The sequence below is a fragment of the Nostoc sp. UIC 10607 genome (assembly GCF_047228265.1).
GTDB classification, from domain to species: Bacteria; Cyanobacteriota; Cyanobacteriia; order Cyanobacteriales; family Nostocaceae; genus Nostoc; species Nostoc foliaceum_A.
Window position 1 is genome coordinate 81650 of the sequence record NZ_JBIQNW010000015.1, and the last position, 23398, is coordinate 105047.

Below are 23398 nucleotides of genomic sequence, written 5' to 3' on the forward strand. Positions count from 1 at the left end.
GACTGGGGAATTGGGCATTAGTTTTTCCCAATTCCTAGCCCCTAATTCAATAGCTAAATTTTTAAATTTTGAAACTTTGTAAACTGTGGATTAAACAAAAGTTTCGCAGTACCTGTAGGCCCGTTGCGGTGTTTAGCTATAATTACTTCTGCAATGCCGCGATCGGGAGTATCAGGAGAATAATATTCATCGCGGTACAACATTATTACTAAATCCGCATCTTGTTCAATACTTCCACTTTCTCTCAAATCAGATAACATTGGACGCTTGTTAGTGCGTGCTTCTACCCCTCGACTCAACTGAGATAAAGCAATAACTGGTACAGATAATTCACGCGCTAAACCTTTGAGTTGACGCGTAATTTTTGATAATTCTTGAACGCGATTATCGCCGGCTCCTTCCATCAATTGCAAGTAATCTATTACAATTAATCCTAATTCAGTTCCAACTTCCGCTTGCAGTCTTCTTGCCTGACTACGCATTTGTGTAACTGTAATATTCGGCGTGTCGTCAATATAAATTGGCATCTCGGAAAGGATACCAATAGCACGGCTTAAAGGTTCCCATTGTGTTTGACTGAGGCGACCAGTTCGCAGATAACTACTTTCAATTTGCGCTTCACTAGCTAATAAACGTTGCGTCAATTGCTCTTTGGACATTTCCAAGCTGAAAAAAGCAACTGGTAATTTATAAGAAGCGGCAATATTATGAGCAAGGTTTAAGCAAAAGGCTGTATTGTGTACACAGATATCATTAGCAACAAAATTGTGTGTTTCTGGAATTGTTAAGTCATAAACCTGCTTGTTACCCACCGACTCAATCGCAACTATTTCATCCCAATAAACATCACTGGTTGCTAACTGTTGCAGTGGTAAATTATCTAAAGCTGTAGCTAGTATCCAAAGTCTTTCCCGCTTTAAAGCACGTTTGCCAACATGCATATTTGTTGGCCCTTGAATTCCTGCATGTCTAGCTAAACTACTCCAAGTTTCATTACCTTTTGCTAATGCTATTTGTTCCCAAATCTCTACAGGTATCAAGTCACGATTAGTTTGATATCTTTTTTGAGATATTGCTGCTGCAACTTTTTCTATTGCTTCTTCTTTACTGAAGATACCTATTTCTGCGATAAAAGTTTTAATAGATAAGGCATCAGTAATATCTAATTGCCATGCTGGTCTGCGGGTATTTTTATACTTAACAGACCGTTTTTTTAGAGATGCAATAATGCCAAATCGTAATAAAAGATGTTGAATTTGTCTTGCTAGTTTTTCGCTGACTGTTGCATAGCCTAACTGTGATTGTCCGCTAGTAAGCAGTGCAGCCCATCCATCAGTGGCAAACAGACGATTAAGGAATAAGGCTATTTGCGATTGCTCTAACTTAAAAATGATGTTTGGTATAGTTTTAGAATGAGCATCTTTGCCCCACAAACCTAATTCTTCTAACCAAAGCGTTAGCGAATTCTTCCGAGATTTGCTCATGCAGGCAAATCCATGAGATACAAACTCTTCTGACTCTAATTGTAAAATTTCGCATAATAGCTCAAAAGTTTCTAAATTTGGTACACAGACTCCTTGCTTCCAAGCGCAAAGTAAAGTAGGACTGACTCCAATTAATTGACTTATTTCTTTTCCTGTCAAAGAGTGTGATTGAATCGCTAGTTTAAAACTTTCAGCAAAAACCTGTCTTTGAATAGCAATAAATTCTAAATCTCCTCGAACACAAAGTGATGGTGTGCGTTTTCCTTGAGAAGTTTCCCAACGCACTGTTAAACCACCAAAATCTGCAACTGCTTGCAAAAAATCGGTTTGCAGTAATGAATTACCATTTGTAAACCGTGGATTACAGTTAGTTAATCCGCCATCGCCAATTAAATAAGCTAATAACTTGACTTCGCACTCGCGCATAGAATGTGAGCCAAACACATCTATTTTTCGCGGGATAGCGATTTTATCACCAACTTTCAGATTTTCTAGTTTTTGCCAGCCTTTAATAGTCAAATACGGGTGGGTGATTGTAGTTTCAATAGACCTACCTAAGCGAGTTGTTACCCGAAAAACTGGTTTGATACCATCATCTACAAATGCACAGGGTTGAGTAAAGGTAAATTTCCAGTCATTATTTAACGTCAATAATGAGCCATGACGTTGTTTATATAATTCTTCAATTGTGGTAATTGTTCCATCTGCCAAAACTATTTCTGAATCATAGCTAAGGCATTTACCCATTGATGGCCTGCCCGCGACAATAATCAAATCAGAACGCTGAAAGCCGCTGGTCATCGCATCTAAATCGTAAAATCCGCAGGGAATACCAGGTAAGGCGATGCCTTGATTTCGATCCTCAATATCCTGGAAATTATTAATTAGAGTATCAGAAATATGAACTAAACCTGATTGGGGACGTTCTTGAGTTACACCGAATACTTTCTGTTCTGCCTGATCTAAAACAGTTGGTAACTCGGTTTCTGTCTCGTAACCAAGATGTACAATTTCATTGCCAGCTTTAATTAACTGTCGCCGCAGGTATTTTTCCATCACTAACCCTGCTAAGGCGTCAATGTTCACGGCTGACACTGTACGATCTACCAGAGTTGCTAACTTATTTCTGCCACCAATGCGGGCAAGGATCTCATGGTCAGTCAGCCAACTTGTGACTGAGAGTAAATCTGTGGGTTTACCTTGGGCGTGGAGCCTCACGGCTGCTTGATAAATATCTTTGTGAGCGCTAATGTAAAAAGCTTCGGGAAGGAGGCGATCGCTAACTCGACTAATCGCTTCTGGATCTAGTAAAATACCACCCAAAATCGCTTCTTCCGCCTCAATATTTTGTGGTGGGAGGCGATTGCTACCATCGCCTTGAAAACTCAGTTCTTCAGCCATAAACGATTTTAGTTTTGAGATGAAAGCTAGTTAGGAGTACAGACGTGATTAATCGCGTCTGTACAAAAGTTAGCCTGCTGTCTCCTAGCTAGCGACGACTTGAATATCGACTTGTGCCGTTACTTCCAAATACAGCTTGATTTCAGCTTGATAAGTACCAAGGTGGTTAATATCGGGGATGGTAATTCCACGCCGATCGATTTCTTGACCGGTGGCTGCCTTAATTGCATCTGCAACATCTTGGGTGGTGATAGTACCGAAAATTGCTTCGTTTTCACCAACTGGCTTGGCAATTGTCAAGCTGCCAACTTTTTCTAAAGATTCTTTTTGCTCAAGAGCTTGTTGTCTAAGTTCTAATTGCCGTTGACGCTCTTGCTCACGACGGCGTTCTACTTGCTTGAGAATACCAGGAGTGGCATTAGTTGCCAATTTCTGGGGAATCAGATAATTACGAGCGTAGCCAGGAGCTACTTCCACTAAGTCGCCAGATTTTCCCAGCTTGCTGATATCCTGATTTAAAACTAACTGTACGCGTTTCGCCATCGTTTTTCCTGTAAAATCTGATTAATTTGGGTTTGGGTAGAATAGCTCACAATGTCAATGCTGTATTCCAAGCTTCTTTACCTATACCCTAAAGCTTACAGATCGTAGCGAAAGGAAGGGTGCGATCGCAACTATTAGCGCTAGAAAATTGATAGGGAATGCTCAATGCCTAAAAGTTATTTCTCATTTCCCGTATCCGCGCAAAGGTTTGGACTGCATCGCTACTTTTAACAGTTAGTTGTAATGATTGCTGATCCCAACGTAAAAAGGGATTAGTTTGCTTCTCCACTCCTAGCAGCGAGGGGATTGTAGCTTCTCCTCGACTACGGTAAACTTTTACTTCATTGAAACGTCTTTGTAAGTCAGCGTTGTCGCCATCCACGGTTAGGGCAAATTGCAGATTTTTTAAGGTGTATTCGTGGGCGCACCAGACGCGTGTATCATCGGGTAGAGAGCGCAGTTTACTTAAAGAGTTCACCATTTGGCTCGATGTTCCTTCAAACAAGCGACCGCAACCGCCAGAAAATAAGGTATCGCCGCAAAATAAATCGCCTGTCTCACCAGCTTTTTCGGGAGGAAAGTAGTAAACGATGTGAGCGCGGGTATGTCCTGGAACGAAGACAACCTCAGCTATGCGGTCTGCAAACTGGATGCGATCGCCTTGTTGCAAAAACACCTGTTGTCCGGGAATTCTACCACGATCCTCGGCTCCTCCATAAACTATCAGTTGGGGGAATTGTTCTATTAATTGCTTATTACCACCCACATGATCATTATGGTGGTGCGTGTTAAAAATTGCTACTAACTCAGCTTTTAATTCTGCCAGTTTCTTTAATACTGGTTGAGACTCCGCTGGATCGACAACAGCGGCGATATTTTGTTTGTCATCATGCAACAAGAATATATAGTTGTCTGAGAGTGCTTCCAGACGGATTACCTGCATTACCTGCGCCTCCCTTACAACATAATAAATGTTTTGTATTGAGTAACAATCTTACATTCCAGTGAATAATCATGCTACCTCCGCAAGCTATATCAAGTGTTCATACTTTGTTTATTATAGCTATATTGCAGTATTAACCATGATATTACACAACCGTGCTTACACGGTAATTATACTTAAATCAAGTCAACTTCAGATGAATTTATCAGTGAATTTTCTCTGGGAATAGCTACAAATACAAAGTTAAATTAATTTTATTATTTATTTACTTAAAAATAAGAAATTGTTAAGTTCATATTTTGCTTATCTCTACTCTATCAGATTTGGCCATAACTCAAACTAGAGTAAGATTTTATGAAAATAAATATAAATCTAATTTCCAAAGTAAACAACAATTGTTATTTTAATTTATGTCAACACAAACTAAAGGATTTATTACAATTTTAACTGGGCTTTACTCTTTTCAAGATTGTATTCATTTTTTAGCCGCAGTTAGGAAGTTTCATCAAGAGCCAATTATTATTTTAATTGACCAAGTTCCAATAATTCTTTATCCCTTGCTTAAGGCATTCAAAAATGTAATTTTAAAGCCAGCACCTGCAAATGAAAATACTGTTTTAGCATCACGGCAAGCAAAGTTAGCTCTATATGCGGCTTCTGAGTTTGATAAAACGATTTACCTAGATTCAGATATTTGTTTACTTTCGGATATCAATGATGTATTTGATTATTTAGATGAATATGACTTTTTGCTAACTGAAGATGTGCAACCTTCTATTGTCAAGGCTACAAACTTATTACGTGGTAAACAAGAAGACCTTTTGCCAAATGTTTTGCCAATTTTGCAATCAGTAGGGTTACCATTACAAGAAGATAGTGTGCAGTATAATGGCGGTTTTATGGCTTTTCGGAAAACAGAAGTAACCAAGATATTTTTTGAAGAATTTCAACGTTATTTTGAGATTGTCAAAAATAACCAAGAGAAATTACTCTTAAAAGATCAAGGAGCTTTTGCTTCTGCGATCGCATCTGTACGCCCTCACATGAAAATACTGCCACCTACTTATAATTATCTCAGTAAGTGGCAGGATGCTTATAATATTCAGGATCAAATTAAAGTTCTTCACTGTACTTATCCTTATCGACCTCAGTATGCTAAGAATATTAGTCGTTCTTTATATACAAGAATTTTTGACAGATTTGCTAAAGTATTTTTACCGAATCAAGTTACAAATCCTTGGCGAACTAAATAAAAATAAGTATAAAAATAGTGAAAAATTTTTCCAAGATATCGCTGTTGGTTTCAGATTTATCAAGTGCAGCTATTTTGCGTGCATACTTGATAGCAACAGCCCTAAGAAATTTAGAATATGAAGTTGAAATTATGGGTTTTTTATTTGGAGATAACTTATATCGAAATTTACCATCAGAATTAAACGTTTATAGTTTGCCGGGCAAAAGTTTCCCAGATTTTTTTGGAGAAATTGGTAAAATTATACCCAAAATTAATGGAGATATAATTTATGCTATAAAACCACAAATAGCTAGTTTTGGAGTTGCGCTACTAAAGAAAATATTTAGCCAAAAACCGTTAATTTTAGACATAGATGATTGGGAACTAAGTTGGTACGGTGGCGATGACTGGAATTATCGTCCCACACCTAAACAATTAGCTAGGGAATTGTTGAAACCAGATGGCGCACTCAGGAATCCTTATCATCCTTTGTATGTGAAATGGATGGAAGGTTTGGTAAATAGCGCTGATGCTGTGACGGTGCATACTAAATTTTTGCAGCAGCGTTTTGGCGGTACATTTGTTCCCAATGGTAAGGATACTTCTTTATTTGATCCCGCTCGATATGATGCTGAGTCCAGCAGAAATCGTTATGGTTTATCTGAATATCGTATTTTAATGTTTCCTGGTGCGCCAAGACCGTATAAAGGTCTAGAAGATGTTCTCATGGCGCTCGATAAAATTAATCAGCCTGACTTAAGACTAGTGATTGTAGGCGGTAGTCCTTATGATGATTACGATCAGCAACTCCAACAAAAGTGGGGACGCTGGATTATCAAATTACCAAAATATCCAGCTGATGTTATGCCTGATTTAGTAGCAGCGGCTCACATTGTAGTTGTTCCGCAGCGAGATACCCCAGAAACTCGTGCTCAATTTCCGCTGAAGTTGACAGATGGAATGGCAATGGCTAAACCTGTATTATCAACACGTGTTGGAGATATTCCTAAAATTTTAGGTGATACTGGTTATTTAGTCGAGCCTGCTTGTCCTGAACAGATTGCTGAACAAATTCAATTGATTTTTCAAAATTTAGAGTCAGCAAACCAGCAAGGTATCAAAGCAAGAGAAAGATGTGTGGAACACTATAGTATAGAGGCTATGGCTTCTGTGCTCAAGTCGGTAATTGCTCAGTTGTGAATCTTGATTGGGCATTAGGCATTGAAAAAGAGATTTTCATTCCCTTATTGTGCCAAATCGGTTCTAGTATTCTATCTGGCAAATGGTGTTGTAGGTGTAACTGTGTTTTAACGGAGTTGAGAGATGAAGATTATTTAGTTTGATTTATTTTATAATTAGCTAATTTAGCAACTAATGTGTGAATTATATTAATAAGTAAAAGTGGCATAAAAATACCCAATGTCTACCAGAAAACTACTACTAAGATTCGCTAAACCCTATCCAGGTTTGATTCTGCTGACAATATTGTTAGGATTTTCTGGAGCTTTATTTAATGGGATCAGCACAGCTTTAATTGTGCCAGTGGTTTTAAAAATTGTGGGGCAAGAAGTAGATTTAAGTACTGCTCCTCCCATTCTACAAACGATGATATCCCCCTTTGACAATACTCCAGAAGCTTACCGGATAGGAGTCATGGCTGGGGCAATTATATTTACAATTATTTTAAAGAATTTAGCTACTTATGCCAGCGCCTTAGCATCGAGTTCTTTAACTCGAAAGCTGACCTCAGATATGCGCGAAACCGGGTTAAAACTATTACTAGAAATTGATATAGATTATTATGCCAAAACGAAGGTTGGTGATTTAATCAACCGTCTTGGTGGAGAAATTGGCCGGGCTGCAAGTTCTATAGGTAGTACAGTCAGGATAGTTATCCTGGGAATCACAATTTTGGTTTTTGTCGGTTTACTGCTGTCAATTTCTTGGCAGTTGACAATTGCTGCTACGCTTTTGCTATCGTTAGTGACGTTAGTAAATCAGTATGCCATTTCCCGGTCTAGAAATTTTGGTAAGCAGCTTAGTGAGATGTCTAGGGCATATTCAATTTCTGTATTGGAAACCCTGAATGGAATTCGGCTGGTAAAAGCGACGGGAAATGAAGAAAAAGAATATCGACGGATTAAAAAATTAATTCGCGATCGCGAGTTAGCTGATTTCCAATCTCAGGTTAATTCGGAAGCAATTACACCTCTGAGTGAGGTGATGGGTATTACAGCTTTACTGCTAATTGTAATTTTAAGCAAAACCTTCTTTGCTGACCAAGTTTCTTCTCTTTCTACCGTACTTTTAACGTATTTATTAGTGCTGCTGCGAGTGCTGCCATTAATTTCTCAGTTAAATACTATTCGCAGTAACTTTGCTAGTACCGCCGCCAGTGTGGATGTGACGAATGAGTTTTTAAGTCTGCACGATAAGCCGTTCATGGAGAAAGGTAAGCTTCCCTACACAAAATTAGAAGAGGGAGTGTCTTTTAATTCTCTTTGCTTTGCCTACCCTGGTCATGAAAAGTTGGTACTCAAAGATGTGAATTTATATTTACCGCGTGGCACAACTTTAGCATTAGTAGGTGGTTCTGGTGCTGGTAAATCCACTTTGGCAGACCTTTTGCCCAGATTTTATGATCCGATCGCTGGCAGTATTACCATTGACGGCACCGATTTGCGGGAGTTCGATCTTGTGTCCCTCCGAAAACGGATGGGAATCGTCAGTCAAGATACCTTTCTTTTTAATGACTCGGTGCAGAATAACATCGCCTATGGGCGAGCAGAAGCTACTGAAGATGAAATTTTCACAGCAGCCAAGCGGGCAAATGCCTATGAGTTTATTAGCAAATTGCCTCAAGGATTTGACACCTTAATTGGCGATCGCGGTGTGATGTTATCTGGTGGACAAAGGCAAAGATTAGCGATCGCCCGCGCCCTCCTCCAAAATCCCGAAATTCTGATTTTAGATGAAGCCACCAGCGCTTTAGATACCGTTTCCGAACGCTTAGTACAAGCTGCACTCGATGATTTGAGTCGCGATCGCACCACCCTAGTAATTGCTCACCGCCTTTCCACAGTCCAAAAAGCCAATCAAATAGCTGTGTTAGATCAAGGACAGGTGGTAGAAGTGGGAACCCATGAAGAACTTTTACAAAAGGGTGGTTACTACTCACGTTTGTATTCAATGCAATTTGCAGAACGTCCTGAAACTGCTACCAAACACAATCAAAGCTTGCTCCGCATCTCTCACGAAATTCGGACGCAGTTGAACTCGATGATTGGGTTCTTACGCTTATTACTTGATGATTTAGTAGACGATTCCCAAGAACGGCACGAATTAATTGAAGATTCTTATAAATCAGCTTGGAGAATTCTCAATACTATTGATGTTTTTGAGGATGTTATTAACTTACAAATTAAGGGGCAGATTCTCTCTATTTCTGACCAAAATCAAAATGTTATCAGTAACCATTATCAAACCTTTAATCATATCGCCGTTGAGTTTCGGACTTCTCTTAACCTTATACTTAGCTCTCTCCGCTCTCTAACTGATAATTCGATCTCCACCACAGAAGAACAAAATGGATTAATTACTGAAAGTTATGAGTCTGCTATATATCTGCTCGATAATTTAGAAAAGTTTGAGAATAGTATTAATATCTAAATTTATGAAAAATCCAGCTTTAAAAAAACACTACATTTTTTTCATCGGTGAAGAGTTGCCACAGCCAGAAGCTCACCTAGTGCAATCTACAAATGCAGCTAACGCCGCCGCAAACTTGGGATACTCAACAGTTTTGGTATACCCTGACAAAGGAGCAAAAGCGATTAACCCAGTCAATCTAGCTCGTCCTTTTCAACCGAGACAAACGCCAACGGAACTTGTTAAATATTACAACCTCCATGACAAATTAAAAGTTGCTCCCTTACCGATGCCTTGGCCAATTGACCATTTTCGGAGCAAATTTACTGACTCTAACACCATTGCCAGCAAATATTATTTACCATTTCACATTCTTCCAACTACTAAACTTGTCCACAGTCGCAACTGGAATTTTGTCAAAGCTGCCATTAAAAATGGCGTTCCGGCAATTTACGAACACCATCACCACGAAGACAAGCCATTTGAACCAGAAATAGTTACAAATCCGCTGTTGCAAATTGCTGTCACCGTTGTAAATACAATCCGCGAAAGCATGATTAAAAATGGGATGCCACCAGAAAAAGTAATTACGCTGCACAATGGTTTTAATCGCTTGTTTATGCAAAGACAACCAGAAAAAGCGGCAGAATGGCGTCAAGAACTATTGCAATATGAAAGTCAAAAATTGGTAGTTTATGCGGGAGCGCTACAGCAATTTAAAGGTATTGATGTACTAATTGATGTGGCTAATGAAATGCCTAATGTGCAATTTGCTTGTGCAGGTGGTAAGCCAACAGAAGTCGAATATTATCAGCAATTTGTAAAAGAAAAACAGGTTCATAATATTAAATTTTTGGGCTATGTCTTACATAATGAGTTAGCATCTTTGCTACAAGCAGCCGATGTTTTAGCTCACCCTCATTGTTCGGGAAAAGCGGCAACTTTCACATCTCCCTTAAAGCTGTTTGATTACTTCGCCTCTGGAACTCCCATTGTCTCGACGGAAATTCCTTCATTAGTTGAGTTTCAAGATACTCAAGCGATCGCTGCTTGGTGTGAGCCAGATAACTCCAGCAAATTTGCCGAATGTCTAAAGCGCGTTTTAGAAACTCATCCCAGAAAGATAGAAGGTTATCCAGATAGCATCGATTTTGTCAAGCAGTTTTCTTGGGAAAATCGAGCGGCAAAAATCCTTAGTTATGTTGATGAATCTCTGCTTCCCCAACTGATTGTGTAAGTAAAAATGAGTGAGATTAGGGCAAATAACTTATGAAAAATAATAACTGACTAATAAATAAAATGACTATGAAAACTGTAGGAATGATTAGCAGCTATCGAGGTTTAGAAACCAGAGCCGATTGGCTATGGCAACAAACCCCGAATCAATTTGGAGTTTGGGGAAATATGCAAATGCAGGCACTGGCAGCTAAACCAGATTTTCTGCTGATGTATCAATTTGATTTTCCCCAAGCATCGCCAAAAAAATCTTGGTTAGATAGTTTTCGCAAACGCCAGCAAAAATCATTAGTCAATGTTGATTCTCTACTGCGTGGTGTAAGTAAAGAGCGGATTATTTATTTACTAAGAGAACCGCCTTTAGATGAAATTGTCGAAATAACTAATCATAATTACCAACAAGCTCAGAAGTATTCCGGCTACATTTCTGGCCCCGATGATTTTGCCCCCACTCCTGACTATATGCCTGCTATTTGGTATCACTCAAATTCATTTCAGGATTTAAATGAAATGCCACCTCCTCAAAAGGTTGCCCCATGTAGTTGGATTACTTCAGGAATTAGCCGCACTGCTAAACATCGTCAGCGTTTAGACTTTTTGCAATCACTGCAATCTAGTGGCATGAAATTTGATTTATATGGACGTAATTTACCAGAATGGGCGAAAAAGTCGGGAGAACTAGGTAACAAATGGTATGGGATGGCACCATACTATTACAATTTGGCAATTGAAAATTATGCTGACAATAATTGGTATGTAAGTGAGAAACTTTGGGATAGTTTGCTTGCTTGGTGTCTGCCAATTTACTATGGCGGTCCGGCTGCTGATAAATTATTGCCACCGGGTAGTTTTTTGCGGTTGCCCAGTTTAGATGAAAAAGGCATTGCCTACATCCGAGAAGTGACAGCTACACCTGATGCTTGGTATCAGGCTAAGGATGCGATCGCAGAAGCACGTCAAATCATCTTACACAAATTAAACTTGCTTAACTGGTTATCAAATTTTGTTGATCAACACTCATAAATTATGAATGGTATTTGTACCCTTGGCAATGATTATGTTTTCGATCAACTGGTGGCCTTGCTCAACAGTATTGATGTGATTTTGGGCCCAGAAACTCCTGTTTGCATCTATCCTTTTGATGATCAGACACAGCGAATTGCCGACGAAATAGCTAAACGTCCTAATGTATTTCTTTACGATGATCAAGAATCAATCAACCGCTGGGATCAATTTATGCTCTCAGCAGCACCAGAACGATTGAATCGTAGTAAATTCCGATTATATGGCGCTCACCGTCGTTTTTGTGCCTTTGATGGGCCCTTCGATAAGTTTATCTATTTAGATGCAGACACCTTGGTGATGAACTCACTAGCAACAGTGTTTGAAAAGCTAGATAGTTATGATTTTGTTGTCTACGATTTCCAATTTAAAGACGTTAGTAAAATATACAATGTTAAATCTCCCAAATTACTAGAACTTTTCGACCAAAAACGTATTGATTCCGAAATATTTTGCTCAGGCTTCTATGGCGCAAAGCGTGGAATATTTAACTCAGAACAAAGAGATTTGCTGATATCCCATTTACAAAATGGTGAGGCGGAAATTTTGTATGAAGGTGCTGGCGAACAACCACTGATCAACTATATGGTAATGAGGTCTAATCTTTCTAGTTATAACTTTGCTCGCCAACTGCCAGATAATGAAAAAACAGGATGTTCTGCCACATCTAAGCATTTCGAGGAGCGAGAACATCTTCTTTATGACAAAGATAATCGACTAACCTACCTTCATTACATTGGTATTCCTCCTAATATCAATCAAGCAGTCTGTGCTGGAGAGAATATTGAGTTTCCTTATCGAGATTTATTTCTCTACTATCGTTACCTACACGAACCAGAAAAGCGTCCAGTCTTTAAAAATCCCCCGAAGAACTATAATGACGCTCCACTACCAAATTTATTTACAAGAGCATTGCGAAAATTTAAGTTAATTAACCAAGGATAATTTATGAGTCGGGGAATTTATATTGTTGCCAATGATCGGGTTATTGATAATGCTATTGCTTTACTCAATAGTATCCGTTACTATGACCCAGAAGTCACTATTTATCTCATACCTTTTAATGATAGTTACCACAAGGTAGCAGAACAGCTTGCTACCTTACACAAGGTACAAATTTTCCCAAATTTAGAACTTGTTGATAAATTTACCAAACGTATCGGAGAAATCTTTGATAGAGATTTTCTCGCCTTACCCAATAAAATGCGTAAACTGGTAGCGTGGTTTGGCCCTTTAGATGAGTTTATTTATATTGATACTGATATTGTCGTTTTTGAAAAAATCGCCGACAATTTAGACAAACTTTCAGAAGTTGATTTCTTCTGTTGTGATTACCATCATGCCAATGACAAGCTGCGAAATATTTTTTCCCCGTTTGTGAAAGAGCAGCAAATTTTTTCGGATGCCCAACTTCAAGATGTTTTCAATAGCGGTTTTTGGGCTTCTAGAAAAGGAACTATTACGGAACAACAGATGGATGAAGCTTTGCGCGAATGTGCTGCACATCGAGAATATTTTGATTTTTCTGAAGGAGTTACAGACCAACCCATTCTGAATTATCTTGTTCTCAAACTAATTTCCAAACGTGGAAATCTCGTCAAAATTCCTGGGGGAGGGCCTGGTAGTTGGGCAGGTTCGCAAAATTTCCAACAGCAAGACTACGCCCTCTATGACCGAGGACAACGACTAAAATATCTCCACTGGGCTGGTACGCGGATTAAAACTGGTAGTCCCTATTGGCAATTGTGGGAACACTATCGCTATCTACATGAGGGTAAATTAGCCTTCATCCCCAAACTAACTCGCCGTTTATTTCCCTTTGTTGCTGCCCGCACTTAATATTAGGAGTATTCTAATGATTGATGGCATTTACATCCTAGCGAATGATGTTGTCTATGACCAACTAGTTGCGTTGCTCAATAGTATAGAAGCTAATGCAGGTAGGAAAATTCCGATTTGTATACTTCCATATAATCAGCGATTAGAAAAGGTAAAGGCAGAGCTTGCATCTAGAGATAATGTCACCTTATTTGAAGACTCTGATTCCATAGCTTACTGGGATAACTTTGCCACGCAAATATGGAAAAATTATCCTAGAGCACAAAAAACTTGGCGAGAGTGGGGCTTCCCGGAACTATATGAGCTACCTATGCACCGCAAATTTTGTGCTGTGGATGGTCCCTTTGATAGATTTATTTATTTTGATGCAGACACCTTGTTAATGGGGCCAATAGATTATGTATATGAAAAATTAGATACTTATGATTGGGTAGTCAACGATTTCCAATATAAGTCTGAATTAAAATTTATTTTTGATGGCTCCCCAGAGCAGATGCAGGAAATTTTCAACTCAGAAAACTTGCAAGATAAAGTATTTTGTGCTGGTTGGTTTGCCACTAAGAAAAGTATTTTTTCTAAAGCTATAAGAGCCGACTTCCTCAAAAAATTAACAGCGGGTGAAGCAGATGTTATGGCTTTTTTGGCACCTGACCAATCTTTATTTAACTACATGGTGTTGAGAAGTGGAATTTCCTATTATAACTTTGCTTTTCATGACTGCGAACAGGCAACTGGTAACCATTGGAGTTCTCAATTTGATGTGGTAGATAATATCCTCTACGACCAAGGGCGGAGATTAACATATTTGCACTACATGAGTATAAGTTCATCAAACTTTACTCAAGTTTGCGCTGGTGAAGATGTTAATATTCCATATCGAGATGTATTTTTGCATTATAGGTTTTTAAAGTCGCCAGAACAAAGACCCAAAAGCTTTAAGCGTCAGAGTCCATTAATGCGTCTACAAAAAACTACTACAAGTTTTTTCAATCAAAAAGTCAACAATATTAAGCTTAACTATCGTAATTTAAAGGATAGGATTACTAAATAACTAAGCAAAATTAGACTTAAATAGTGTTTAATTTGTAGCTTATCTATTGCCCACTTATCGGTAATAAAAATCAAAGTTTTTCAAAGTTAAAATTCTTAAACGCAGTAAATTATATAAATACTTAATAAGTTTATCGATTTTAAGTATAGTTTTCTGCCAAATAAAACGTTTGGGGTATTCTAGCTTTGTTTGTTGCTCAAAATATATTGCCATATCCTCCATCTTCGACTCTCCCTTTTTGATTCTGACGAATTCTATTCTATTCTTAAAGAAAGAGATACCCTCCATTGTACTCCATCTAACTGGTAAACCTGCTTTAGCAGCAGCTAAACCTATTGCATTTCCTTCGGAGTCATACAGTCCATTTAACTCACAATAGGATGCGAGAATTTCCCACTGTTTAAGGAATTCTATTTCCTTTCCAGAGTCTTTTGTAACTGCAAATAAATATTCATATACAAAGTTAAGATGTTCATTTTCTATTTCTAGATTTAACTTTGAAGCAGCCTTTTTAGCCACTTTAAACTCTTTCAAAAGTTTGGCATCAGGATTGCCAGCTAGAACTTTAGCATACTTTTTAGGCATATTTTCACAACCCCTTGCCGTTATTCCTGGTGTTGAAATCCATTTCGGATATTGGGGAACTGGTGCCAATATTCGCATATCTGCATCAATGAATATGCATGAATTAAATAGAGATAAACCCTTGGCTATTACAAATCTTTTGTCGTGATAAAACTTAATACTTTGTTGTCTATGCTTAAATGCTAAAACGTTAGGCTGTTGGCTAAAGTCGCTAGGATAATCAGTTAAAATAACAAAAGAGGTATTAGGCGAATATTTCTCTATATCTTTTGCTAATAACAATGCAAGATCACGATAGTTCTTACCACATGCTAAAGTACAAAAACAAAATCCGTTTTTGTCTTGAATCATAGTGTTTTACACTCCTTCTAAGTAAATAAAATTCTGAACAAAGTCGAGTATATTTTTATTTATAGTTACTATCCCTTTAGCAGAGTTAGTACGGATACAAATCTCAGTATTTATACGTAATTTTAATGCAATCAAATCTTGGACTGATAACAATTTTAGTAAAAAATAAGTATTCACCACTAGCTAAGGATCTCATTTTTAGTGGAATATCATTGCTAGCGGTGAGTATTTACGGCAATTTGTATGCTGGTGAGATGTCTTGCTATCTAAGAAAAAGAATCTAAATCTAAAGATTGCATACCTTCGCGTTCTATAAAAGTCATCATACTTCCCAACTGCAACCAAACTAATAAACAAGTAAACAGACTAATTGGTAAACCGACTCCTAAAGCTAAAGAGGAGGGAAAGCCAAATATTGCTAACCCTGAAGATAGAAATAGACAAGTACCGCCGGTTATGCCAATAAATGGCACAAACAATTGTTTTAGTGAAGAACGTGGTTTAGTATTTTCTGTGCGTTCGCTCGGCCATTTCTGCACAATTACTTTCAAAGTGCCAGATAATGCAAAACCAGATGTTAATGCTGTGAGAAAGCCAACAAGTAATAGGAAATAAGGTGGTTGAAGAGGAAAATAGTACATGAAAACTCCTGATTTATATTATTAAAAATTTTTACTTTTTGTTTGGTGACTGGTTTCCAGAAAAAGGCTCAAGAAATCTAGCTTTTGGGAGGATAGCAGCTGCACTTTCCCTGGATAAGTCTGTTAAAATGCCGATCGCTACATTTAATAAACGATCCGGTTTTAAGTCATCCTTAACTAGGTTCCACAGGCGTTGGACATCTTCGGTATGCAGGCGGTCATCTTCGGTGAGAGCAAGCACCAGCTGTCGCCGCAAAAACTTGCCTTCTTCTGACATTAAATATTGGAACCCCATCTGGGCTGTGGGCAATACATCAAAGTTGCTATCGGTACGAGCGATCGCAATTAAATTCTCTAACCGCTGCCACTGGAATTTACCATCTTTGAATAACACATTCAATAATCGTCGCCGTAATTCTGGCGATTCCCCTGTCAGCAAGCGCCGTGCTATGTAGGGATAACCCACTTCAACAATTTTGAAATTCGGGTTGAGGCTCAGGGCAATACCTTCTTGAGTCACCAAGGAACGAATAATCAAAGCAAACTTCGCCGGCACTCGGAAAGGATATTCATACATCAGTTCCGAGAATTCATCGGTAATAGTTTTGAAGTTAAAATCCTTGACATTTTTGCCAATAGCGTTACCTAGCACTGCTTCTAATGCTGGCACAATCGGGCAAATATTCGTGTCTGGAGTCAGAAATCCCAATTTTACAAAATCTTCGGCTAAGTCGGTGTAGTCTTTGTTCACCAAATGCACTAGTGCATCTACCAATGTTTCTTTGGTGCTTTCTTCCAACTGATCCATCATGCCGAAGTCAATGTAAGCCATACGACCATCGGGCACAGCAAACAAATTACCAGGATGAGGGTCAGCATGGAAGAAACCATGTTCTAAAAGCTGTTGCAATCCTGAGGTAACGCCAATTTGAATGATCGCTTCTGGGTCTAAACCTGCTTCGCGGATGCGTTGAGTATCTGTCAGCTTAAAGCCGTTAATCCATTCCAGGGTTAAAACATGGGTATTCGTGTAACGCCAGTAAATGCCTGGAACTTTTACCTGCGGGTCGTTGCGGAAGTTGCTAGCAAATTTCTCGGCGTTGCGGCCTTCATTAATATAGTCAATTTCCTCAAATAACTTCGTGCCAAACTCGTCCACAATTAAAGTGAGGTCGTGACCGAGATTTAAAGGCAACCAAGGAGCTAGCCAACCTGCTGCCCAACGCATCAGATATAGGTCGCGCGTGATTACCGGGTGTAAGTTGGGGCGTTGCACCTTCACTGCGACTTCTTCGCCGCTCACCAGACGACCCCGGTATACTTGACCCAAGCTAGCAGCAGCGACTGGGTGAGGTGACAGTTCGCTAAAGCTTTCGTGAATAGGGCGACCTAGTTCAGTTTCGATAATCTGGTAAGCGATCGCATTATCGAAAGGTGGTAACTGGTCTTGTAACTTTATCAGTTCTTCTAAAAAATCTTTGCGTATCAGGTCAGGTCTGGTAGAGAGGGCTTGACCAACTTTAATAAAAGTCGGGCCGAGGCGGGTGAGCAGTTCTCGCAACTGGATAGCTCGTTTACCCTTGTTCTGCTCAACTTTATCTTGCCATTCGTCCCACTTGAGACTGAGTAGAAATCCTGCAAAAGACCAGATAATTCTCAGCACTCGCCCCCAGGCTAGCCAGGGACGGTAACTATAGTAGCGAGCGATCGCATCTGGATTATAGAGTTTTAGCTGAGCAGGTTGATACTGACCCACGCCTTTTTTTGCCTCTTCAACTGAAAAATTTACAATGATTGTTTGTCTCCCGACCTACACCACAAGTTAGTTGCAAGTTCAGGATAGCGGTAGTGTTTTATCTAAAACACGCCCTAGAACTCTACCCTTTTGGGATAATGTTCGTGGTGATTTTAGCCTATGTTACTGCCTAGATTTGTTTATCTTTTTCTTAATTATACTTTATAAAACTACAACTACTTATCAAACTCTCAGATGATTTTATCTTTTCTTAACCATTATTTATAAAAATACAAATATTTATTTACCTATGTTTGATATATGAAAATTTGAATAAGATGCGATAGCTAGGTAACTTTATTTACTAACATTTATATGGAGCAGTAGTACTATTACTGTCTTGGGTTTAATTATTTTAAAATTCAGACTGTCTTAGCCACCTATTTAGCTTTGCCTGAATACTTCTGTAGTGATGGTCTTCTAAAACACTCGTACATAATTAATGGATTTGATAAAATAGCACCACAGGTTAATGCGGTAACTGTAATTACAGCTCATTCTGACACTAAATATAGAGCGAGAAGGTTCCTCCTCACGCTCTAAAAATCAGCAAGTTATAAACTACCCATTTATCTATTCGGTTTTTTGCAGGAAAAATTGTATAGTTAAGTGAAAGGACTAACCCGCGACTCTTAACTGAATTATCATTTATGACTGCTATAAATTCGGTAGTTGGTAGTGGCTTTACCACAAATACCAATTACCGATTAGCTACTTTTAATGATCATGTAGTGCTATTTAGATTTAGCCTCCAAATTTTCTAAACGGCTTCTCAATTCCTGGTTTTGTTGTTTGAGTTGGTCGAAATCTTCACGCAGTTGACGCAAGGTTTTTTCTGAACCAATATTCTTTTGCACCTTGGAAATTTCTTCTTCAGCATAGCGGCGTACACGCCCATCAGCTGTTTGTTCAGCTAGCGATCGCAAAATCCCGACTGCTTTGGGTGTTTCCATTTGTCCTAATGCTGCTGCTACCGCCACTTGCGTTAAAAAGAAGCTTTCTTTGGCTAGTTCTGTTAATTTTTCTAAAATCCGTTCCAAATTAACTGGACTTTGACCTACAGAAATCTTTCCTAAAGCGCGAATTGTCGCTAAACGTAGGGGTTGTGGTACACCGAGTTTGGTGTATTCGATCAGCAGATTTAAAGCTGCTTCCGAGGTTTTGAATTCAGCTAAACCAGCAACCGCACCACTCCGCACTATTTCATTCCAACCTGCCTTTTCTTCTAAAACGCCTTTCAGTTGCTTTAATACCTTGTCTTCCTTGGGTTTTTCTTCCAAGTTTGCAGATGCGATCGCCCCAATTACACGAGATGCTGTTGCTTCCACGTAGTAGCTGGGATCGCCCTTTTGCACTAACCCTCTCACAACTTTATAGCTTTCAGCAGTTTTGATTTGAGCAAGTGCTTCCACTACAGATCGTCGCACGTAAGCATTTTTATCTTTTAACCCAAGAACTAAGCCATCAAAGGCTTGGTCTAAATTAATTTGGGCTAATTGTTTTGCTACTTCCACACGCACACCCCACAATGAGTCATTTTTGAGGGCTGAAGATAGTGCTTTAGTAGCTTCTAAGCCGCCTTTTTTCGCCAAAGCTTCTGCTGCATAGATGCGCGAAATCGGGTTGGGGTCAGATTCTAATTGTGCTTTTAACTCTGGTATTGGATACTCTAAAGTTACTGTTTTTAGGTAATTATTGCCAACATCGAAGCTGATAAATTGGGGCTTATTTTCTAATGGAAAGTAGAAACTTTGTTCACGTTCATTTATCCGGACTGTGAAAGTTTTTAGTTTCACAGTTTCTTCCTGCTGAGTATTGCCAAATCCAATAGGTATTTTTAAATCAAATAAATCCTTACTGCCATTTTTGCCTTCAGCAACTTGGGTTTGAGTTACCGTAATTTTTGCCAAATTAGCATCTCCATCCCAAGAGTAAGCTACTTTAAAATCGGGATGTCCACCACGATAAACGTATTGGTCAAAGAGGAACAAAAGATTTCGTCCGGTAGACTTTTCAATCGCCCTGAGTAAGTCTATTGTTTCTACGGTTTTGTGGGCATTATCTTGGATAAATGTTTGAATTGCTTGCCAAAATAATTCATCTCCCAATTGGGCGCGAATCATGTGATAAACACAAGACCCTTTTTCGTAGATGTGGCGATCGTAAAGTTCAATAGCTTCCCGGTAAACATGCGTTACCATCGGGCGACGATAGCGGCTGCTATCTTCACTAATGTAACGACGAGCTTCCAATAAACGATAGTAAGCTGCTTCTTCTAGACTATATTCCTGTTCCGTCCACATCACCTCAGAATAGGAAGCCATCCCTTCCTTAATCCAAGCATGAGACCAATGCTTAATCACTACTAAATCACCAAACCATTGGTGTGCAAGTTCGTGGACGACTAAACTTTCGGTATTGCGGTTATCTAAAGCGGCGCGTTCATCCAGCAAGCATCTATCTGTTAACAGAGTTGTAGAGGTGTTTTCCATCCCGCCAAAGATGAAGTCATCGACGCAAACCTGGGCGTATTTCGGGAAAGGATATGGATAACCATACTTTTGGCTTAAAAATTCGATCATGCGGGGAGTTTTGCCCATGCTGCGTTTAGCATCTTCCTCCCGTCCCTTTTCTACGTAGTAGGTGACTGGTTTACCGTTCCACTCATCCCGAATTTCGGCAAAGTCACCTACTGCCAAAGTCATTAAGTAGGTAGGATGAACTTGTTGCTGTGACCAATGGTAGATTTTGTAATCACCATCTTCTGTGGTATCAATCAGTTCGCCATTGGAAATTGCCACGAGAGGGTTGGGAACACGAACGCGAATTTCTGAAGTAGATAGTTGTCCTGGATAGTCAAAGCAGGGGAACCAAAAGCGAGAGTCTTCGTCTTCTCCCTGAGTCCAAACTTGAGTAGGCTTGTTCGGGTAGTGTTTGTCTGGTTGAATAAAATAAATACCGCGTTGCGGCTTTGCCACCGAGTAGGCGATCGCAATCAGCAAGCGTTTACCAATCTGGGTCGCCTCAGAAAGTTGGATGGAAAGCTGTTCCCCGTCGTAGTCAAAATTTTGTGGCACATCGTCCACCTGCACAGACTCGATATTCAGGTTGACAGCATCCAAAGTCAAACGGTCAATGCCATTACGGATTGGCAAGAGGCGAATGCTACAACTGCCCTGATAGCTTTCCTTGGGAATATCCAAGCTGAGATCGAGAAAAATATGCTCTACCTGTCCGGGGCGATCGGGGTTGTAGTGTGGTCTTGCTCCCGGTAACTCAAAAGGTTTGTGTCCGTTATTATCTGTATCAAAATAAGACTTCGACATTGATCCTTACTGACCTTGTAATCCTGAAAAGTCTGGCTTGGCTGGATGTAATTAAGCAAAATAGCGGTATCTGTATTTCCCAATTCAATAGGGCAGTATGGGGGTTAAGATTCCCCTTGGGGATTGGGGGATTGAAATTAATCTCACCCAAATTTCCGAAGGTCGGCTGCCGATCCTTGGACTTTTTTCCATATCCCTCCCGCATTTACTTTTTCTGATGTTTTGCACTTTTTTGTCATCGAGTCAAGAGTCTCTTGCACCTCGATAGATTCTCCTTAAGTACAAATACTCCTAATTATTCTTATAACTTAGGATAGCTTGCCGCTGTTGAGCAGGCTATTTTCTTTGAGATGAACAGCATATCATTTGCAGATTCGCCCCTCATCGCCTTGAAGTATTTTTTAGAGTAATTATTTTAGACTGCTAGCTTATAGGACTACTAATTTTATCAGTAAATACCGATCAATGAGCAGAAAATATTAATAAATCCGAAAACTCTACAATGACACTTGTATAAATCTCGGTGACAATCTGAGCAAATGAGGATAACAAAATGCCCGAAAGTAAATCAAAGTTTTTGATTCCTGCTGTTGGTGCTGCTGTAGTAGCAGGAAGTATAGCGGCTTATATGTATTTTAAAGTCCCATCAGGAGCTAGCTCAGACGCTCTAGGTAGTGCTAAAGTAGTACCTTCAACAGCATTGATGGCAACTTATATTAGTACTGACCCTCAAGCCTGGGCAAAGTTACAGCAGTTTGGCACTCCAGAAGCACAAAAGTTAGTAGCAAAAGGTCTGGAAGATTTCAATAAGCAAATGTTCAGTGACAGTAATGTTTCTTATGAAAAAGACATAAAGCCTTGGGCTGGTGGTGTCATGATTGCTGTATTACCACCGAATCCTGTCAAACCGGCGCAGTTAAAAGTGCCGTCCGGGGAATCTAATGTACCAACAAATTTACAGCAAGAATCAAATATCCTGATAGTAGTAGGAATCAAAGATCAACTCAGTGCCTTGAATTTTGCTAATAAATTGAAGTCACAAAAAGGTGTGAAATTCCAGGAATCTGACTACCAAGGTCAAAAAATTATCGAAACTACAGAAAAAGGCAAGCCGACATATAGCGTAGTTTTAAATAATAGTCATTTAGTATTAGCCCCCGAAAAACAAGCTGTAGAAAAAGCAATTGACACCTTTAAGGGACAGCCTTCTTTTGCCAGTAAAGAAGGTGCAAGCACCATTCTCAACAAAGGAGTGGATGTCAAAAACGGCCTCGCCCAAATTTATGTACCAGACTATGCAAGTATGGTACAGCAATTAGCAGCTGGCAGCCCGCAGGCAAAGCAGTTACCTCCACAAGCTTTGGCGCAACTGAAGCAGATAAAATCTGTGGTAGCGGGTGTTGGTGTTGATGATGCGGGAGTGCGGGTAAAAGCGATCGCCAATTTAGATCCGCAACTAAATAAATTTCAGTATCAATCAAGTCCTGGAAATATAGTGGGGCAATTTCCCACTGATACCTTTGCTTTAGTTAGCGGAAATGGCATCAGCCGTGGCTGGGAAACGCTAGTAGAACAGTCAAAAGATTATCCAGAAATGAAGCAAGGTCTTGAACAAGTGCGAGGACAACTGAAATTTGCCAATATTGACCTGGATAAAGATATTTTTGGTTGGATGAATGGGGAATTTGCTTTTGGTGCGATTCCATCAAATCAAGGGGTGTTAGCGAGTGTTGGTTTTGGAGGTGCTTTAGTATTTGACACTAGCGATCGCAAAACTGCCGAAGCCACTTTAACAAAATTGGATACCCTTGCCAAAACCCAACAAATCAATATCGCTAATAGAAATATCGGTGGTAAAGACGTAACTGAATGGCAAATCCCCCGACAAGGAGCTTTATTGGCACATGGTTGGCTGGATCAAGACACTGTATTTGTAGCTGTTGGTGGCCCAGTTGCTGACGCAGTTGCCGATCGCAAGAATCAATCTCTTGACAATAGCGACGCCTTCAAAGCCGTTACTGGTTCTTTGCACAAGCCCAACGGCGGCTATTTCTACCTGGATATGGATAAAACTAAAACTGTGCCCTTGATTAAGAGTTTAATCTCATCTGACGCCAATACCATCACCATTCTGAGTTCCATTCGTGGTCTTGGTTTTACCGCCAATAGCCCCGATAAATCTACCAGTGAATTAGAGATGTTATTAGCTCTCAAGCCTTCTGCAAAATAGGGCATTGGGCATGGGGAAGAGGATAAGGG

16 protein-coding genes are annotated in these 23398 nt (G+C 39.5%); 9 read left to right on the top strand and 7 right to left on the bottom strand.

Translation table 11 applies throughout. The features are described 5' to 3' along the window. Positions 1–53 precede the first annotated feature (53 nt). From dnaB to gloB, 3 genes are all read right to left on the bottom strand, one after another. Entirely contained in the window at positions 54–2885 is a 2832-nt protein-coding gene (gene dnaB, locus ACEYW6_RS15870; protein WP_412980467.1) for a replicative DNA helicase, read from the bottom strand. 84 nt (positions 2886–2969) lie between these two features. Then, positions 2970–3428, bottom strand: a complete 459-nt coding sequence (gene rplI, locus ACEYW6_RS15875) for a 50S ribosomal protein L9 (RefSeq protein ID WP_190896305.1) — start codon at positions 3426–3428, stop codon at positions 2970–2972. Positions 3429–3597: 169 nt separating this feature from the next. Beyond that, the gene (gloB, locus tag ACEYW6_RS15880) at positions 3598–4371 is read right to left on the bottom strand and encodes a hydroxyacylglutathione hydrolase (protein WP_412980468.1); all 774 of its coding nucleotides are present in this window, start codon (positions 4369–4371) and stop codon (positions 3598–3600) included. A gap of 410 nt (positions 4372–4781) precedes the next feature. Between gloB and ACEYW6_RS15885 the strand changes: the two genes are divergently transcribed. From ACEYW6_RS15885 to ACEYW6_RS15920, 8 genes are all read left to right on the top strand, one after another. Continuing rightward, a complete protein-coding gene (locus ACEYW6_RS15885; RefSeq protein ID WP_190896309.1) occupies positions 4782–5624 on the top strand; it encodes a putative nucleotide-diphospho-sugar transferase in 843 nt (280 codons plus the stop codon). A gap of 17 nt (positions 5625–5641) precedes the next feature. Next, positions 5642–6805: a glycosyltransferase family 4 protein gene (locus ACEYW6_RS15890; protein WP_412980469.1), complete on the top strand. Its 1164-nt coding sequence runs from the start codon at positions 5642–5644 to the stop codon at positions 6803–6805. 219 nt (positions 6806–7024) lie between these two features. Then, positions 7025–9274 (top strand): ATP-binding cassette domain-containing protein, encoded by a 2250-nt coding sequence (locus tag ACEYW6_RS15895; protein WP_412980470.1) that lies wholly within the window; start codon positions 7025–7027, stop codon positions 9272–9274. A 4-nt stretch (positions 9275–9278) separates the two neighbouring features. Next, positions 9279–10490 (top strand): glycosyltransferase family 4 protein, encoded by a 1212-nt coding sequence (locus ACEYW6_RS15900; protein WP_412980471.1) that lies wholly within the window; start codon positions 9279–9281, stop codon positions 10488–10490. 62 nt (positions 10491–10552) lie between these two features. Further along, entirely contained in the window at positions 10553–11512 is a 960-nt protein-coding gene (locus ACEYW6_RS15905) for a glycosyltransferase family 10 domain-containing protein (RefSeq protein ID WP_412980472.1), read from the top strand. A 3-nt stretch (positions 11513–11515) separates the two neighbouring features. After that, positions 11516–12496 carry an Npun_R2821/Npun_R2822 family protein gene (locus ACEYW6_RS15910; protein ID WP_412980473.1) on the top strand — a complete coding sequence of 327 codons (981 nt, stop codon included), beginning with the start codon at positions 11516–11518 and terminating at the stop codon, positions 12494–12496. 3 nt (positions 12497–12499) lie between these two features. Continuing rightward, a complete protein-coding gene (locus ACEYW6_RS15915) occupies positions 12500–13390 on the top strand; it encodes an Npun_R2821/Npun_R2822 family protein (protein WP_412980474.1) in 891 nt (296 codons plus the stop codon). 16 nt (positions 13391–13406) lie between these two features. Next, complete coding sequence (locus ACEYW6_RS15920; RefSeq protein ID WP_412980475.1) at positions 13407–14441, top strand: Npun_R2821/Npun_R2822 family protein; 1035 nt, start codon at positions 13407–13409, stop codon at positions 14439–14441. A gap of 54 nt (positions 14442–14495) precedes the next feature. Here ACEYW6_RS15920 and ACEYW6_RS15925 read toward each other — a convergent pair whose 3' ends face one another. The 4 genes from ACEYW6_RS15925 to ACEYW6_RS15940 all read right to left on the bottom strand — a co-directional run bounded on the left by ACEYW6_RS15925 (position 14496) and on the right by ACEYW6_RS15940 (position 21139). Further along, positions 14496–15377: a hypothetical protein gene (locus ACEYW6_RS15925; protein WP_412980476.1), complete on the bottom strand. Its 882-nt coding sequence runs from the start codon at positions 15375–15377 to the stop codon at positions 14496–14498. Between the two features lie 266 nt (positions 15378–15643). Beyond that, positions 15644–16018 carry a hypothetical protein gene (locus tag ACEYW6_RS15930; RefSeq protein ID WP_190896328.1) on the bottom strand — a complete coding sequence of 125 codons (375 nt, stop codon included), beginning with the start codon at positions 16016–16018 and terminating at the stop codon, positions 15644–15646. A gap of 31 nt (positions 16019–16049) precedes the next feature. Further along, on the bottom strand, positions 16050–17774 hold the full coding sequence (locus ACEYW6_RS15935; RefSeq protein ID WP_412980477.1) for an ABC1 kinase family protein: 1725 nt from the start codon (positions 17772–17774) through the stop codon (positions 16050–16052). A gap of 773 nt (positions 17775–18547) precedes the next feature. Further along, positions 18548–21139 carry a M1 family aminopeptidase gene (locus ACEYW6_RS15940; RefSeq protein ID WP_412980478.1) on the bottom strand — a complete coding sequence of 864 codons (2592 nt, stop codon included), beginning with the start codon at positions 21137–21139 and terminating at the stop codon, positions 18548–18550. A 553-nt stretch (positions 21140–21692) separates the two neighbouring features. Here ACEYW6_RS15940 and ACEYW6_RS15945 point away from each other — a divergent pair. Beyond that, positions 21693–23369, top strand: coding sequence for a DUF3352 domain-containing protein (locus tag ACEYW6_RS15945; protein ID WP_412980479.1), 1677 nt, complete (start codon positions 21693–21695; stop codon positions 23367–23369). Positions 23370–23398: the final 29 nt, after the last annotated feature.